A 16,261-nucleotide genomic window follows, 5' to 3' on the forward strand; every position below is an offset into this window, starting at 1 on the left:
CAGCAATGGTGAACTCACGCTGGCGCGGAACTCGGCTGGATTAGCTCGCCGGCGACACCGGTTCGCGGCGGAAGTCTCGGACGAGGTCGACGAAGCGGCTGGCAAAGGGCCGCCACTGCGCCCGCAACTCCTCGCGCGCCGCGTGGATGGCCGAGGATGCCGCTTCTGCCTCCGCCTTGCGCACCGGGTCGGCCGCGGACGGCTTGTTGACCCACCAAGAGTCGAACTGCTCGGGCGTGACCTCGGGGTGGAATTGCACGCCATACGCCCAGGGCGCGAAGCGCACCGCCTGCGGCGTGCCATCCGGGGCCGTCGCCAGGACGGTCGTCCGTCCCGGAAGGCGCGTGGCGACATCGCTATTCCATTGCACCGCAACGCTTCCCGCGCAAGGTCCCAGCAACGGATCGCGCTCGCCAGCCTCCGTGAGCGTCACCGGCGTGAGGCCGGTCGCCATCCCGAGAGGATTGCGTCGCACCTCCCCGCCAAGGGCGACGGCGGCCAGTTGGTGGCCGAGGCAAACCCCGAGATAGGGGACGCCGGCCTCCACGGCCGACGCGATGAGCGCGCGCGTGGCGGGCAGCCAGGGATAGTCCGCATCGTCATTCGCCCCCGCCTCGCCGCCTAGGACGACCAGGGCATCGGCGTCGCCGACATCGGCCGGGATGGCGTCCGCCTCGGCGCCGGGAGTGTGGGCGTGCGCGCGGATTCGCCGCAAGGTCACGCCCTGCTCTTGCCACCATTCGCCCAGCCAGGCCGGCGGGCACTCGTCCTCGTGCTCGATGACGAGGAAGGTCAGCGCGCTCACCCGATCGCGATCTCCTCGTCGGTGGCCCGGCGCACAACGATGCGGGTCCAGGCGCCGACATAGACGCGGTTGTCCCCGACCTCGGTCTTAGGGCCGACCGCGATCGGGTCCTTCGGGAGCGGTCCGAATGCCGGGCCGACGAAGGTGCCATTGGAGGACTGCAGATCTTCGACGAACCAGCGCGAGCCGTCGGTCGTCAGTTGCGCATGCCGCCGGGAGACGCCGGGGTCAGCCGAGCAGTCGATATCCGGATGGATCTGGCGGCTCGCCGACTCGCGCCCGATGAGGGCGCTCGCGACGCGCAGCGGCACGACGATGGGCAGACCGGCCGAGGGCAGGGGTTCTTCGGCCTGCTGATCGGCATACCACTCCGGGTCGATCCACACCTCCGCCACCCACTGAAAGGCGATGCGCGGCGGCACATTCGGGTCCGCCCCGCCGTATGCGGAGGGGGCGGGCAGCCCGGTCGCGGGCTCCGGCGCCGCGGCCTCGCCCCCGAGGGGGTCGCCGGCTTCCGGTGCCGGTATGCCGTCCCCCGCGTACGGGTCCAGGCTCGGGTCCGCGCCGTTCCCGGCCAGCTCCGCGGCAGCCTCGGCCGCCGCACCATCGGGATCGATCCCGGACTCAGATGCTTCAGGCTCGGATGCGTCGAGGTGAGTGCCCGATTCCGCACCGGCGCCCGGCTCCTCGCCGGCATCCGGGGCGGACCAGTCGGGGGCCTCCGGCTCGACAGGTGGGGCCGGAGATTCGGCGGCGGGGGCCGAAGTCTCGGGGGCGGGGGCGGCATACAACCCGGACTCGACAGAGCGGGCGCCGGCGGGCAGCGCGCCGGTGGTGAAGTCGTAGCCGCAGGCCTCGCAGAACAGGCTGGACTCAACATTCGGGGTGCCGCAGTTCGGGCACTCCTTGGGGCCGGGCGCCGGTGGCAGGTCGAGGGAATTGCCTCCTGAGGCCGGCGCGGCGGCGGGCGGTGGTGTCGCCGTGGCCCCGGGCGGGATCGGGGCGCCGCAGGTGTCGCAGTAGTCGGTGGACTCGCTGTCATGCCCATTTGGGCAGACGGCGCTCACTTGCGCACCCGCTGGGTCTTGGTCGAGGCCGTGTCGAGCGCCATCTCGTCCAACTTCTCCACCTGCTTCTTCAGCCGGACCGTGCCGGTCTCGGCGTTATCGATCTCGACGACCTTCTTCAGACGGGTCGTCATCTCCTCGTTGCCGGATTGCGTCGCAAGTTGCACGGCGCGGCCGAGCTTGCTGGTCGCCTCGTCGTCGCGGCCGGCGGCCTTGGCGGCCAGGCCGTCCTGGATCGCGGCGGCGAGTTCGGCCTGGCCGGTGTACTGCGCAACCTGCGGGTTGATCCGGGCAGTGAGGGCGTCGTCATTGGACCAGAGCGCCTTGACCAGGGCCTGCGCCTGGACCTCCTCGCCGATCGCGAGCTGGACGCGGGCGGCGAGTTGCTCCTGACCGACCGACTTGGCCGGCAGGCGCACCGCGACGTGGTAGTCGCGGGACTCATCGGACCACGCGCCGGTCGGATAGGCGCCGGTGAGCGGGTTGACCTCGCGGCGCCGGCTGGTCAAGTCCTCGAGATTGGGCGAGACCTGCTTGACGAAAAGCACCTGCGCGCCCGCGGGCGCCCAGACTCGCAATTCGGCGTTCGCGATACCGCGCGACATCGAGGCGCGCATCAGGGAGCGGAACTCCTCGGACATCTCCTCGGGCCGCGGGATGAGGTCGACCGTGCCGAGCAGCGCGGAGGCGATTCGGCGCACCTCATCGACTTGCCAGCGATCGCCGACGCCGCGGCAGTCGGCTTGGTAGGCGCCCATGCAGGACTGGATGGCCCAAGTCAGTTGATCCGGGGTTTCGTGTTCGTTGGCGCCATCGGTGAGCAGGATCGCGTGCTTGCGATAGGTGTCGGGCACGGTGAGGAAGACCTGCCGCGCGGCAAGCAGCCACTGCCCCATCGCGGTGCCGCCATCGGCCCGGAAGCCGCGGACGGCGTTGATCGCGGCGGCCCGGGTTTGCGGATTCATCGACGCCGTCCCAGGCACGGGCGAGGTCGGATAGACCTGCCAGGCAAGGTGATTGCCCGCGATGACCGCGAACGCCGTGCCATCGGCGATCTCCTGCAAGGCGGCGGTCGCGGCCGCCGCACCCTCACGAATCCCGCGCTCCCCCATCGAGCCCGACGTGTCGACGATGATGACCTCGGCGGCACCCCCGCTGCTGGTCATGGTGCTCGCCGCCCCGGTCGCGTCGATGCGCACGATCGCGTGCACATCCGTCGCCCCGTCGGCGAGGTATTGGTTCTGGAACGCCTCAGCCGTGAATTGCGCCATCGTTCTCCCCTTCCGTCGTGCTCGATCCTGCCAAATCCCCGACGCTGTCCGCCGATTGCTGCCCCGGCGATGCCGTGGGCGCGTCGCCTGCCACCTCGGCCGGCGCGACCGCTGCGGTCGTTGTTCCCGCAACAGGCGTCGCCGCCGACGTCCTGGTATCGCCGCCGACCCGCAGCAGTGCCACGGTGATGTTGTCGGCGCCGCCGGCGTTATTCGCGAAGCCCACCAAGGCTCGGCCGAGGGCGAGCGGCTCGGGCGGCATACCGCCGCTCATAAACTCCCCGATCTTGGCCTGCAACTCACTCGCCTCGGAGCAGTAGTTCCACAGCCCATCGGAGCAGAGCATCAGCCAGCCGGGCGCGTCCAGGTCGACGCTGGCCGTATGCGGAGTCAGATCGTCCGGCGCATCGACCCCCAGCCAGCGGGTGATCGAGTGCGCCATCGGCCCGGTCTCGGCGACCTTGCGCTCGACGCCCGTGGCGATCCGCTCGGCCGCGACCGAGTCGTCGGTGCTCAACTGCCGCGCGCCCTGGCTGCCGTCGGGCAGCCAGTAGATCCGGCTGTCCCCGACATTGCCGACATGCGCCGTGCGGCCATCGACGATGGCGCCGGTGAAGGTGCACGACGGGGACGCCGGATCGCCGGACTTGGTCGTGCCGATGACCGCTTGGTTGGCGGCGGCGACTGCCTCCCCGAGCCGGCGGTATGCCGCAGCGCGCGCCGCCTCCGCCACGCCCATCCCGGCGCTGACCGGTTGCTCAAGAACCTGCCGGGCCGCGCGGGCCGCCGCGAGGCTGGCCACCTCGGAGTCGGTGGTGTTGGAGACGCCATCGCAGACGACGAGCGCGGCAAACGAGAGCGGCTCGCTGCGGGCCGCGAGCGCGAGAGCATCCTCATTGCGTTCGTGGCGGCGGCCGATATCGCTGACCCCAGCCACCCAGGCGCTGGGCGTCTCTTCGAGATGGTCGCGCGGGTTGGGCTGCTTGGCCCCGCACTGGTCGCAGTAGCCGTCCTCGTAATGCCCGGCCCCGCACGTGCCGCAGGGCACGAGGACGGGGGTGGCGTCATACGCATTGGCCCGGCCGGGCACGACACCAGTCCAGCCGATGTCGAGCGGCGACTCCTCGCCCTGCGCGGCAGCGGCGGGTGGCACAGCCCGCGCGGGGATCGGGGTGGAGGTGGCCGTCGGTGCGGGCGCCCCTGGCATACCGGGTGCTGGGGGCACGGGCATCGGCGCGGGGGGCACCAAAGCGGGTGGCGGGCCCGAGGCGGGTGCGGCAGTCGGCATACCTCCTGCGGCGGCGGGCGCGGGCGGCATACCCCCTGCGCCGGGGGCAGCGCCGGAGACCAGGTCGGCTCCGCAGGCCTCGCAGAAGGCCGAGCCGGCGGGGTTGGCGGCCCCGCAGGCGGCGCAGGTCAACGTCTCGGCAGGAGAACTCACACCAGGCTCCAGGGTCGGATCTCATTGGCCTCGTCGATCAGCCGCATGCGCTCCAAGGGATTCTCGGTGGCGTCGGCGAGCGCGCGCAGCGCCGCCTCCAGCCCGGAGCGCGCACCATCGGCGGTGACGGCATAGGCACCGATCCGCTCGCCCGGGGTGGGCCCGTCCTTTTCAATGCGCGCGATCGCCTTGCGATAGACATCGACGGAGATCTCGGCACGGCGGCGCCGGCCGAAGCCGGCCGAATCTGCTGTCAGGAGAGCAAGATTGAGGTCGCTCGCGGTGCGCGGGTGAGCCGCGAGGTGCTCCGCCCAGTGCTGGCGGGCCAGGGGGTATGACGAGGAGTTCGGCGGCACGAGGGTCAGCGCAGCCTGCACGCCGTCGGTGTCGTCGATGGCGCCGCGGATGCGGGCGAGCGCGAAGGCCGACTGCGGGACATAGGCCGCATCGGTGCGCGCGCAGATCGCATAGAGGCGTTCGGCGATCTCGACATTGCCGGACAGTTCGCAGGCCAGGGCGAGGCCGAGTTTGGGCGCGAGTTCGCCGGGGACCTGCCCGTAGACCGCATTAAAGGCGCTTTGCGCCTTTAACGGCTCGGTGCGCGCGAGGGCGCCAAGTCCGGACATCCAGACGGCGCGCCACTCCCACGGATCATCGGCGAGCATCCGCGCGACGACGCCATCGAGGACATCCCAAGACCGCAGCTCCAGTGCCGCGCGGGCCTGGGCGAGCAGGACTTCGGGGCTGACGGCGGGTGGCGCGGCGAGGGCGCGCAGCCGCTGCTCGGGTTCCTGGTTCTCTATCGTCGCGAGCCAGCCGGACTGGGCGTCGCCGCTATCGGGTCGCAGCGGCGGCAGATCTTGGTAGGTCGTCTCGGCATCCCCGGCGGGCGGCGGGCCGAACAACAGCGAGGCCGCGGACGTCGAGGCCGCGCCGGTCCCGCGATCCTGCGCGACGACCTCGCGCAGCACGCCGAGCATCTGCACGCGCAATTCGTCGGCGGAGACGAAGCGGTCATCGGGCGATTCGGCGCAGGCCTTGAGCAGCAGCCGGTAGAAGCTGTCATACGTCTGGAAGACCGGCACCTCCTCGACCGGCGGGAGGGACTTGACATAGGTCGACTGGTAGCCGCGGAACTCCATCGTGAGGACCACGAGCGTGCGGCCGATCGTGTAGATATCCGAGGCCACGCTGCAGCCCTGCTCGGCCACCTCGGGCGCCTGATAGCCGACGGTGCCGAAGATGGCCGAGTCCTCGTCGTCGATGCGCCGCACGCCACCGAGGTCGATGAGCCGGACCTCGTCGCCGATCTGGATGACATTGTCGGGCTTGAAGTCGCAGTAGACGAGGCCGAGATCGTGGAGGTATTGGAAGGCCGGCAGTATCTCTAGGACGTAGGCCAGCGCCTGGTCCACCGGCAGCGGGTCGTACTTGCCGGCGGCCCGCATCCGCTGCTTGAGCAGCGACTTCAGCGAGGTGCCGCCGATGTACTCCATGACGATATAGCCGGAGCCTTCGTGGCTGACGAAGTTGTAGATCTCGACGATATTCGGGTGGCTGACCTGGGCGAGGAAGCGCTGCTCGGCCAGAGCGGCGGCGAGCGCGTCGGGGTCGCCGGAGTTGAGCAGACCTTTCAGGACCACCCAGCGGTCGGAGACATTGCGGTCGCGGGCGAGGTAGATCCAGCCGAGCCCACCGTGGGCGAGGCAGCCGGCGACTTCATACTGCCCCGCGACCAGATCGCCCGGCTTGAGCTTCGGGGAGAAGTCGAAGGGCGTGCGGCACTTGGCGCAGAAGCCGCTGGTGCGGCCCTCCTGGCCGTCCCGGCCGCGGCCGACCGGCTCGCCGCACTTGGGGCAGAAGCGCTTGTCCTCGGGGACGACCGGGTTCTTCAGGACGGCTTTCGCCGCGTCGATTTCGGGGACCGGCGGGACGCTCGTGACGCCGGCGCCGATGCGGGCGGCCCGCATCCGCGTCGAGTGCCCGGAGATGCGGCGGGTGGAGATGGTGCCGCCGCTGCGGGCGCGTGCCGAGCCGAGTGCGGTGGCTTCGAGGCGCGAAGAGACTTGGGAGACAGCGCCTTCCATCGGCGTCTCGCCGCGGGCGAGGGGCTGGGTCGAGGTGGTGCTGGTGGGCCCGGCCGGGGTCCCGCAGACATCGCAGTAGCCGTCGACGATGGTGCCGGTGCAGCCCGGCTGGCGGCATTTGGGGCCGGTGTGCCCCGCCACCCCGCGGCCAGGCGCCTGGCCCGCCGGGGTCGGTCGCGCGCTGGGCGGCGGCGGGGGTGGGGGGACGGGCGGGCCGGCTGGTGCGGCCGGCGCCGGGGCAGGGGTATGCGGAGGGCTCGACGCCGCGGGCGCGGCGAGCTGGTCCGGCTCACCCGGCATACCGCAGACATCGCAGTAGCCATCGGCGATCGTGCCGGCGCACCCCGGCTGCCGGCAGGCGGTCAGGTCACTCATAGCGGGGCCCTTCCGTTGTTGGTGACGGTCCGGACATAGGACTGGTATGCCGCCATCAGGGCCCGCGCACGCACGAGCGGGACCGGGGTGGCAGCGAGGACGGCGGCGAGTTGGTCGCGCATCGGTTTGAGGTCGGCGCGTTCGGCGGCGGTCACGGCGGGCGAGCCAGCCACCTGGGCGTCCAGGGCGCCGAGCAGGCCCTGGAGTTCGTCGCGCTCGCCGAGGGCGCGGGCGTAGGTTTCGTGCGCCTGATCCAGCGCCTTGCCGACCAGGCCCAAGCGCGCGAGCAGCGCGTCGATGGCGTCCGGGTCGTCGGGCACGGCCCCGAGCGCACGGACATCCGGGACGGCGAGTTTGGGCGCCGGCGTCACCGCGGCGAGGCATTGCGCCTGCAAGCCGCGGATGGCGTCGCCGCGGGCGGCCAGGGCGGTGATCAGTTCGCGGGCGCGGGCGGCATCACGTTCGCTCTCGTGACGGCGAGAGGCGGCGACGATCAGGTCGCGCTCGCGGGCGGCGACCTCGACCTCCAGCGGCCCGAGGAAGCCTCCGACATCGGCGCCGCGCTTTGCGCGTTCGGTGACATCGAAAAGCCGTTGCTCGAGCGCGATCAGCTCACGCTGGGTGCGGTCGCGGGTGGCGCCGAGCGGCATCATCGACACCTGATCGCGGATCCGCTCGACGCTCTCGCGAATCCCCTTGACCCGGATCGAGACGTCGAGTCCCGTTGTCTCCAAGGCCAATCGGGCGCGCAGCGAGGAACTCATCGCATCGGAAAGCCGGCAGGCCTCGGGCAATGACACGGCGAGATTGCTCTCGGCGCCGCTGGGCATCCGGGCCCGCGTGGCCTCGCGTCCGTCGCCGGGTGCGACATCGAGACGACCCCAAATCAGCGTCGACAATTGCTCGGCCTGCACCGGCCCGACGCGGCCGGAGTCGAAGGTGACGCGCAGCAGTTCGTAGCGATCGGAGATGGCTTTCCACAGCGCCATCGACACGGTGATGTCGTGCGTCAGGGCCTCGCGGTCGCTCTGATCGGGCGCGGACAGCGCGGCCTGGTCGATGGCATCGAGTTGTTTGCGGCGCTCATCGAGCCACATCCCGAGGTCGGTGAGGTAGCGCAGCGCTTCGGCGGCGCTGACGGGCACGCCGAGGCGCCCGGGGGCACGCGGGGTGCTCCCGGGGGCGTTGGTCATGCCGAGGTCGAGACTCACGAGCGGCCGTAGACCGGGGTGGGCGGCTTGGGGGCCTTGCCGAGGCTGCTGGCGAACCAGCGGTCATAGATCGTGGTCCACTCCCCATCAGCGCGCAGGTCGGCGAGGACGGCGTTGACATAGCGCACGAACTCGACATTCGCTTTAGCAATGCCGAGGCCATAGGGCTCATCGGTGATGGCCGGGGCGCTGGTGACCTCGGCATATACATCCTGCGCGGCGAGCCCGGCGAGCACCGTGTCGTCGCCGGTGATGGCATCGGCCTTGCCCTGCTGGAAGAGCACAAGGCAGCCGGTGTGATTGGCCGCGGTGACGATATCGATGCCGCCGACCTCGTCGTTGACGGCCTTGAGCTTGGCCAGGCTCGTGGTCCCGGTGGGGGCGCAGACGCGCTGGCCCTTCATATCTTTCAGGCCGGCGTCGGGGTTCGCTGCGGCCGCTTCTCGGGTCACGAGCAGCTTCTGCCCAGCGTGGTAGTACTCGCTAGAGAAGGCGATCTGATTCCAGCGGTCACAGGTCATCGTCATATTGCGGGCGACGAGATCGACCCGGCCCTCCTCGAGCGCGGGGATGCGATCGGCCGCCGTGATGACGATCAGGCGGATCTTGTCCTCATCGCCGAGCAGGCGCTTGGCGATTGCCTTGGCGATATCGATGTCGAAGCCCTCGATCTGCCCGGTGAGCGGGTTGTTCGCCCCCAAGAGGTAGGAGTCGGCGGAGACCCCGACCCGCAGATAGCCCCGGTCAACAATGGAGTCGATGAAGCTGTCCCCCAAGGAGGTGGCCTTGGCCGGGAGCGAGGCGAGTGGATCGTAGGACTGAGTCGCGTTGTCGCACGCGGGCGCCGTGGTCGTGGCGGACGATGAGGAGGTCGACGACGAGGCGCTGGAGGGGGTAGGCCAGGTGGTGTCGTCATAGGACCCGCCCGAGCAGGCGGCCAGCCCGAGGGCGGCCAGCGCGGAGCTGACCGTGAGGGCCACCGGGCTGCTCCAGCGGCGGCGGGCGGACGGCATACGGCTCATCGGAACTCCTCGATCCGCTTCGACATCGCTCGGCCGGCGAGCAGTGCCGCGAGCGCCGCGCCGAGCCCGACGAGCAGCGGCAGCAGCCCCCCGCCGATCCGGTCGAAGGCGGCCACGATGCTCTTGAGCTTGGCGTCCAGCACGCCATCGGCGGCGGTGGAGAAGGCCCGGAAAGCGCCATTGGAGGAGGCGGTTTCGGTGTCCGGTGTGGTCGCGAGGTCGACGGCCTCGTTCCAGTCGCCACCATCATCGGCGGTGCGGATGGCTTGGTGGGTGTCGGTATAGGCCGCGAACGTCCGGCGCAGATTGTTCTGCGCGGGGTCCGCCTGCAGCAGGTCGTCGAGTTGCTGCGAGGCGAGGGCGACCGAGGCGTCATAAGCCTTTTCGTAGGCCGCGCCACTGCCGCGGGCGATCAGGGTCAAGGACTCGTTGGCCTTCGCGTCGTATGCCGCCGCGCGTGCCTGCGCCAGGCTCACCGCGGCGCGGTAGTCGCCATCGGCGACCTTGTTCATCGTCGAACTCACCTGCGCGATGTGGCTGATCGACATGGCGAGCGCGGTCGCGACGAGCAGCAGGGCGGCGCTGAGCGGGACGTTGAGATATCGGTGGGTGCGGCGCGCCAGCCAGATGGCGATCGCGGCGAGCACGCCGAGCGTGAGCACGCCGACACCGACGACCAAGCCGCTGTAGCCGCTGAGCTTCAACTCCTGGTCCGCGCGGGTCTGGTTGGCCTCGGCGATGGCATTGGCGATCGGCAGGCCCTCGGCGCGCAGCTCGGTGCCGGCGATCCGAAGGTACTGCGCGCCAACGGGTTTCGCCTCGCGGTTGTAGGTGCGGGCGCGGTCGACATTGCCGGCGTATGCCTGAACTTCGGCATTGAGGACGGCGAGCGCCTTGCCATCGGCCGGCTGGGCGCTGGCGGCAGCGGCGATATTGGTGGCGACGCGCTGCATCGCGTCGTCATAGGTCTTGCGGTTCTCGGCGCGCTCCTGGCCGCCCTTGAGGAAGCCATTGGTGACGGCCGCGTCGGCGGCGAGTAGGTCGGCATAGATCGCCCGGACGCGCACCACCTGTTCGGTATTGGCGCTAGCCCGATCGACGGCCCCGTCGACGCCGCGCAGACCGAGGAAGCCGGCGAGTGCGAAGGCGACGCAGAGGGCGGCGGCGACGGCGGAGGCGATCCGCATACGTCCTGGTGTGCCGGTGAAGTAGTGCCGGCGCGCGAGGGCGCGGCGCTGGGCCGCCGTCCCGCCGGCGAGCCCCTGTTGCGGGGGTGCCGGCGCGGCGGGCTGGGTGGCGATCTGCGTCATACCCCTGCCTCTTTCTGGTCCTCCGCGGGCGGCGGCGCGCCCTCGGCGGTCATCTCGGTCTCGGCTTCGACGTCATCGTTGGGAGTGCCGGTTTCGTCGTCGTCGGCGCTTGGTGCGGGCTCGTCGAAGGGGACGACCTCGGCGCTTTCGTCGCCCTCGCGGAAGTCCGCAGCGAGCAGGCTGCGCAGGTCCTCGGTGCTGACCTCGGCGGCATCGCGCAGCCGCCACGCGTGGCGGCCGATGGCCTCTTCGAGCAGATTGCGCACGAAGCGGCCATTGCCGAAGGTGAAGTCGCGCGGGGTGGCGACGAGGATGTCGCGCACGGTCGCCTCGGCGTCCGCGGTGATGTCGTAATCCGCTTTCTCCGCAAGGCTTTTCATGATCGCGAGGAGCTCGTCGTCGGTGTAGTCCGCGAACTCGATCATCGTCTTGAAGCGGCTGGCGAGGCCGGGATTCTGCGCGATGAATTCCATCATCGGCGTGGGATAACCCGCGACGATGACGACGAGATCGTTGCGGTTGTCCTCCATCTCCTTGACCAGGGTGTTGACGGCTTCGAGGCCGTACTGGTCGCCATTGAGGCCATAAGCCTCGTCGATGAAGAGCACGCCGCCGAGGGCCTTGGCGACGACCTCGCTGGTCTTGATCGCCGTCTGGCCGAGATAACCCGCGACGAGTTCGGCACGGTCGACCTCGATGAGGTGACCCTTGGAGAGCAGGCCGAGCGCGCGGTAGATGCCGGCGACCATTCGCGCAACGGTGGTCTTGCCGGTGCCGGGGTTGCCGACGAAGACCAGGTGGCGGGTGATCGTCGCCTGCCGCAGGCCGGCCTCGGCGCGCTTCTTCTCGACCTTGAGGATCGCGACCTGCTGGTGGATTTCGCGCTTGACCGAGGCGAGGCCGATGAGGTCGTCGAGCTCGGCGAGGAGTTCGTCGAGGGACTTCTCCGGCTCCTTAGGGAACTCGGGCTGCGTGGCTGGGGCCTCACCTTGGGTCTGGGTGGGGGCGGCCGTCTGGGTCGGGTCGCCCGGGGCTGGCGGGGAGCCGGGTGGGAGGCCGGGGGCCGGCGGGATGGGCTGTCCGCTGGGCGGGATCGGCCCGGAGGTGGGCATGCCGGGTGGGGTGAGCATCGGGCCGCCACGGAGGCGTTCCATCGCGGCCAGTTGCTCGGTGACGCGGCGCTGGTTCTCCAGCATGAGCTCGGTCAGATTGGGGATGTCATTCGGATTCCCCACTCCCAGAACCGGATCCACGCCGGCGCCGGTTGCTGGCGGCATGGGGCGAGCGGGCGTCTGGGAGGTGGGGGGCGGGGGCGGCGTCGCGGATCCGGGGCCTGGGGTGCTGGGTCCGGCGGGGATGCGGGGATCGCCGGTCACGGAGCCCACCGGGTGGATCGACTGGTGCAATGGCAGCGCGCTGAGCTGGGCGGCGGAGGCCAGCGCGGCATTGCCCGCAACCCGAGGGGTCGGGGTGCCGAGCAGGCACGCGGCGCTGGCGATATCCCCCAGTGCTTGGGCGTATGCCGGCGCCCCCGCCGACCCGGTCGCGACCAGTTCGCTGATGATCGCCGTCGGCGCCTGGCGCCACTTGCGCCCGCCCGAGGCGGCCTCGAAAAAGGCAACATTCGCGGCTGCTGCGTCGCTCGGGTCGAGGCCGGCGGCCGGTGCCCAGTCGGCGGCCGCGAGTGGCGCGGATTCGGCGATGGCGGCAGCGAAGGCCAGGCCTTCGGCGCGGGCGGCGGCGCCGTCCAGGCCGGCCGCCGTGGCGGCCGTGACGAGGGCCTCGACGGCACCTGCGAGGGTGTCGGCGGGTGTGGTCATGAGCGGGCGTCCCTTCCGGTGGGAGGCGTCAGCGGTGGCGGTTGGCTTGGGTTCGACTGTGCGGCAGTGGGATTCGCCGTCAGGTGGGGGATGTCGCCGGTGTCGGGGTCGTGGTCTGGGATGAGCCAGTCGTCCCCGGGCGGGGGCGGCGCGGGGCGCGACGCGGACGGTGCGGGGGGCGCGAGCGGGCCACCCGGCATACCTCCTGCACCGGGCATGGGCGGCGTGATCGCCCCGGCACCCAGGCCGAGCTCACCCCCGGCCGGAGTCCCGAACTTCTCCTGCAGGAAGCGGCCGTGGACGACCAGCGCCTCGGCGTCGGCGCGGTTGATCGCGTCATAGACCTTGTCCATCGTCGCCCCGAGCAGGTCGAGTTGGTCGATGAGGATCAGCAGCGAGGTCTTGCCGCGATCGACCGGGCGGGTGTCGGCCCAGTCGCGCGGCAGCCGGAGGTAGCCGCCGATCGCGCCGGGGAGGTAGTCGGTCGCCGTCGCCATCACGTTGTATGCCGAGGCGCTCCCCCCACCGAGGCTGTCGAGGCGCGGGATGGTCGCGCGGACGAGATTGGTCACGCGCTTCAGCCGCGCCATCACCATTGGTGGGACGCGCCCCGCGGCGGCCATGGCTTCGACGGAATCCAATGCGGCAGCGAGAGATTCACTAGTCGGGGCAGCGGGCACCTCAATGATCGGCTCGGGCTCCTTCTTCTTCCCGAGACCGAACCAGTCCCCGATTCCCATATGTCGTCAGCCTTGTCGAAGCCGGCCGCGCGGGTGCGCGGTCAGGCGTTCGGCCGCCCGATGTCGAGGCTGCCGGAGATGACCCGCTGGTCCTGCCGCTGCACGCGGTCGAGGTAGGTGCGGGACTTCGCGACCTCGGTTTCGAGGGTGCCGATCGTGGCGGCCATATTGTCGAGCGCCTGCACCTTGAAGGTGTCGATGGCGTCCATGGTGGCGTAGATGTTCTGGAAGGCGCGCTGCAGCTGCGGCAGGCCGATCGTCGCGCTGGCCGCCTGCTCCTGAATGCGAATGCTGTTGTCCTTCAACATTTCCGACGTGCGCTCGATGAGGCCGCTCGTCGTGGTGTTGAGGGCGGTGATCTGGTCGAGAACGAGCTGCTGGTTGGACAGCGCCTGGCTGACGATGACGGCGGTGCGCAGCGCGCTGATCGTCGTCGTCGTCGCGCGGTCGACACCCTTGATCAGCTCGATGTTGTTCTTGATGACGATGTCGATGGCCAGATAGTTCTGGATGCTGACGGCGAGCTGGGTCAGCAGGTCCTGGTGCTTCTGGCGGACATAGAAGAGCACATCCTCGCGCAGCGCCTTGGCCTTCTCCGGGTCGGTCGCGTCGAGGGTGGCGATCTGGGCCGCGAGCTTGGCGTCGAGCTTCTCGGCGATATAGACGTATTGGTTTAACCGGCCCATCGAGTCCCAGAGCTGCTGCTTCTCGAGGTTGAGGGCGACATTGTCGCGCTGCAGCTCGTCCTGGCCATTGCGCAGGCTGTGCAGGATGCCATTGAGGTGGCTCTGCGCGGATTGGTACTTGCGGAAGTAGTCGCTGATCTTGTCCCCGAAGGGGATCATTCCGAGCACCTTCTTGGCGCCCTGCGCCTGGCTCGGGTCGAGCTCCTCGACGGTGCGGCGCAGCTCCAGCAGCGTCTTGCCGACCTTGGACCCGCTGGCGAGGCCGCCCTCCTGGAGCGCCTTGACCGGGCTCTGCAGCAAGCGGTTCGACGACTCGGCCGCGCGCCGGATGTCGTCGTCACCCATGGTGCGCATCTCGGTGGCCTTGGCTTCATACTCCGGGCTCTTGGTCTCGGACTTCATCAAGGCATCGAGATAGCCGTCGACCTTCTGGTCGAGCATCGGCACCGCGCTGGCCGGCACGGCCGGCGCCATCTTGGGTGCGGACGTCGTGGGGATCGCCAGGACCGCCGGGGGCGCCTCGAGCGTGAGGGTCTCCATGGGCGGGGCGAGCGGCTGGACGGCCGCGTCCTGGGGCTGCTCGGACATACCTTGTGCTCTCCCTCTGGCCCGCCCCTGCGGCCGGCCGTATGCGGTGTGCTTTCCCCCGCGCGGCAACGCGCCACGCGAGGAGTAATGACGTGTCAGCAATCTACGTGGTTCCCGCACGCTTGGGCAGCGCGGGCTTGCCCGGGCCTGGCCCTGAGCGACGGCGCTGGCGGGCTGTGTCGGCGGTCGGGGTGCGCCGGCGCGCCTGGCCGGGCCAGCGGGCTACAGGATTCGCCGCGATCGGCCGGTCGTGAGCGTGCGCGCGGCTCCGAGGCGGCGATACCTGTAGCCCGCCGGCCCGGATCGGAGCCGACCGTGCGCCCGACTGATGTATCAGCAGCTCCGATTCGCCCTCTCCTTATGAGGACGTGCCTCGACCACGAGGCGCGCGCGTCGAGAGGGCAATGTGGAGAACGATACGAGGTCACCTTTGCATCGGGCGATCTGCGTCGCGTGCTGATCTATGTCGGGCTGTGGGGAGTCGGCCCAGACGCGTGGATCCAGATCGATGACTTCGGCATCTGGCGGTACAGCCTAGAAGACGACCACACCTCTGGCTCCGAGAACTGACGCGAGGACGCCGATCGCGAGGCGACGACCCAAAGCCACCTACGGCGCTCCCGCGTGGTTACCGGGTGACATGGCCTAGGGGGACGGCATACACGCGGTCCGACACGGAATACACATCTGTGCCGGTGTGAAAGACCACGCCCTGAAGGAAACGCTCTCCAAGGGAGTCCCGGAGCCACGCAAGCGGCTTCGCGTCCTCACTCCGAACCCGCCGCGCGAGCTTGATCTCGACCCCCACGACTCCGTGCCTGGTCTCCACGACGGCATCGACCTCGTTCTCGCCCGCGCTGGAGCGCAGGTGCATGAGGTGGGCGCGCGCCATGTCGACATGGGGACGCAGCTGCTGCACCACATAGGACTCGAGATAGCGGCCCGCCAGTCGTGGATCGCTGGCCAGTTGGGTGACATCGAGTCCGGCCAGGGTCAGCGCCATGGCCGTGTCGGCCAGGAATCGCTTGGGATAGCTCGTCAGTCGCTTGAGCCGATTGCTCTCGAATGCCGGCAATGGGACACTGAGGTGGACCCGTTCCAAGAGGTCGTCATAGGCCTTGAGAGTCACTTTGTTGACGTCCGCCGCTTCCCAGATGCGCTGATCGGGCACCGCCTGACCAGTGAGCGTGGCTAGCACCCGCAGGGTGCGGAGCAGCCGGCTGGCGTCCCGCCCCTCCTCACCGGCGCGCTGCGCCACGAGGCTGGCATAGGCCTCAAGGAAGACTGCTGGCTCGGGCATTGCGCGGGCGGCCGGAAAGCCCGATGTGGAGACCTGGTCAATGGTGAATTGCTCATCAGCCCCAGATCCCAGGGCTGGTGCTTGGCCTGCGAGCAGAGCGGACAGCGGACTGGACAGGTCTCCCGTGCCGTTCAATTCGGCGGCTGTCATGGGGCGCATCACGAGCCGAACCGCGCGACCGGTCAGCGGGTAGGTCGGGCCGTGTGCCGCAGGCTCGACGCTTCCGGCCAGGATGAAGCGCCCGGGCGACGGATCGGCGTCGACGATGCGCTTGATCGCCCAAAGTAGTTCTAAGCCGGCCAGCTGCCATTCATCGAGGAGGACCGGAGGCTCCAGCTGGCGTAGATAGGCCTCCGGGTCGTAGTGCAGCTGGTCCATGTCCCGGGGAAGCATCACGACGGTTCGGGAGACTCGAGCAGCCGTTGTGGTCTTCCCGACACCGCGCGGACCATCGAGTAGCACCACCGGTGCCGACGCCATCGCCTCTACCAAACGGGCATCCAGGATGCGTGGCAGGTAGCCCATCGGCTTATCCATG

The 16,261-nt window shown here is 70.0% G+C and carries 12 protein-coding genes; all 12 read right to left on the reverse strand.

What is annotated here, in order from left to right:
* Positions 1 to 40: 40 nt before the first annotated feature.
* On the reverse strand, positions 41 to 805 hold the full coding sequence (locus ABD225_RS08770; RefSeq protein WP_344083669.1) for a type 1 glutamine amidotransferase: 765 nt from the start codon (positions 803 to 805) through the stop codon (positions 41 to 43).
* Positions 802 to 1,872, reverse strand: a complete 1,071-nt coding sequence (locus ABD225_RS08775; RefSeq protein ID WP_344083672.1) for an FHA domain-containing protein — start codon at positions 1,870 to 1,872, stop codon at positions 802 to 804. Before ABD225_RS08775 ends, ABD225_RS08770 begins: the two co-directional genes overlap by 4 nt.
* Positions 1,869 to 3,143 (reverse strand): vWA domain-containing protein, encoded by a 1,275-nt coding sequence (locus ABD225_RS08780; RefSeq protein WP_344083675.1) that lies wholly within the window; start codon positions 3,141 to 3,143, stop codon positions 1,869 to 1,871. The genes ABD225_RS08775 and ABD225_RS08780 overlap by 4 nt, the downstream gene beginning before the upstream one ends.
* Positions 3,124 to 4,584, reverse strand: coding sequence for a PP2C family protein-serine/threonine phosphatase (locus tag ABD225_RS08785; protein ID WP_344083679.1), 1,461 nt, complete (start codon positions 4,582 to 4,584; stop codon positions 3,124 to 3,126). The genes ABD225_RS08780 and ABD225_RS08785 overlap by 20 nt, the downstream gene beginning before the upstream one ends.
* Complete coding sequence (locus tag ABD225_RS08790; protein ID WP_344083682.1) at positions 4,581 to 7,046, reverse strand: serine/threonine-protein kinase; 2,466 nt, start codon at positions 7,044 to 7,046, stop codon at positions 4,581 to 4,583. The genes ABD225_RS08785 and ABD225_RS08790 overlap by 4 nt, the downstream gene beginning before the upstream one ends.
* Positions 7,043 to 8,257, reverse strand: a complete 1,215-nt coding sequence (locus ABD225_RS08795; RefSeq protein WP_344083685.1) for a hypothetical protein — start codon at positions 8,255 to 8,257, stop codon at positions 7,043 to 7,045. The genes ABD225_RS08790 and ABD225_RS08795 overlap by 4 nt, the downstream gene beginning before the upstream one ends.
* On the reverse strand, positions 8,254 to 9,279 hold the full coding sequence (locus ABD225_RS08800; RefSeq protein WP_344083688.1) for a glutamate ABC transporter substrate-binding protein: 1,026 nt from the start codon (positions 9,277 to 9,279) through the stop codon (positions 8,254 to 8,256). Before ABD225_RS08800 ends, ABD225_RS08795 begins: the two co-directional genes overlap by 4 nt.
* Positions 9,276 to 10,589: a hypothetical protein gene (locus ABD225_RS08805; protein WP_344083691.1), complete on the reverse strand. Its 1,314-nt coding sequence runs from the start codon at positions 10,587 to 10,589 to the stop codon at positions 9,276 to 9,278. Before ABD225_RS08805 ends, ABD225_RS08800 begins: the two co-directional genes overlap by 4 nt.
* Positions 10,586 to 12,409: an AAA family ATPase gene (locus ABD225_RS08810; protein ID WP_344083694.1), complete on the reverse strand. Its 1,824-nt coding sequence runs from the start codon at positions 12,407 to 12,409 to the stop codon at positions 10,586 to 10,588. The genes ABD225_RS08805 and ABD225_RS08810 overlap by 4 nt, the downstream gene beginning before the upstream one ends.
* Complete coding sequence (locus ABD225_RS08815; protein ID WP_344083697.1) at positions 12,406 to 13,149, reverse strand: hypothetical protein; 744 nt, start codon at positions 13,147 to 13,149, stop codon at positions 12,406 to 12,408. Before ABD225_RS08815 ends, ABD225_RS08810 begins: the two co-directional genes overlap by 4 nt.
* 41 nt (positions 13,150 to 13,190) lie before the next feature.
* A complete protein-coding gene (locus tag ABD225_RS08820) occupies positions 13,191 to 14,423 on the reverse strand; it encodes a toxic anion resistance protein (RefSeq protein WP_344083700.1) in 1,233 nt (410 codons plus the stop codon).
* A 628-nt stretch (positions 14,424 to 15,051) separates the two neighbouring features.
* On the reverse strand, positions 15,052 to 16,261 hold a 1,210-nt coding region (locus ABD225_RS08825), incomplete at its 5' end, for an ATP-binding protein (protein WP_344083703.1).

The sequence above is a fragment of the Nostocoides veronense genome, from assembly GCF_039531185.1.
Taxonomy (GTDB): Bacteria; Actinomycetota; Actinomycetes; order Actinomycetales; family Dermatophilaceae; genus Nostocoides_A; species Nostocoides_A veronense.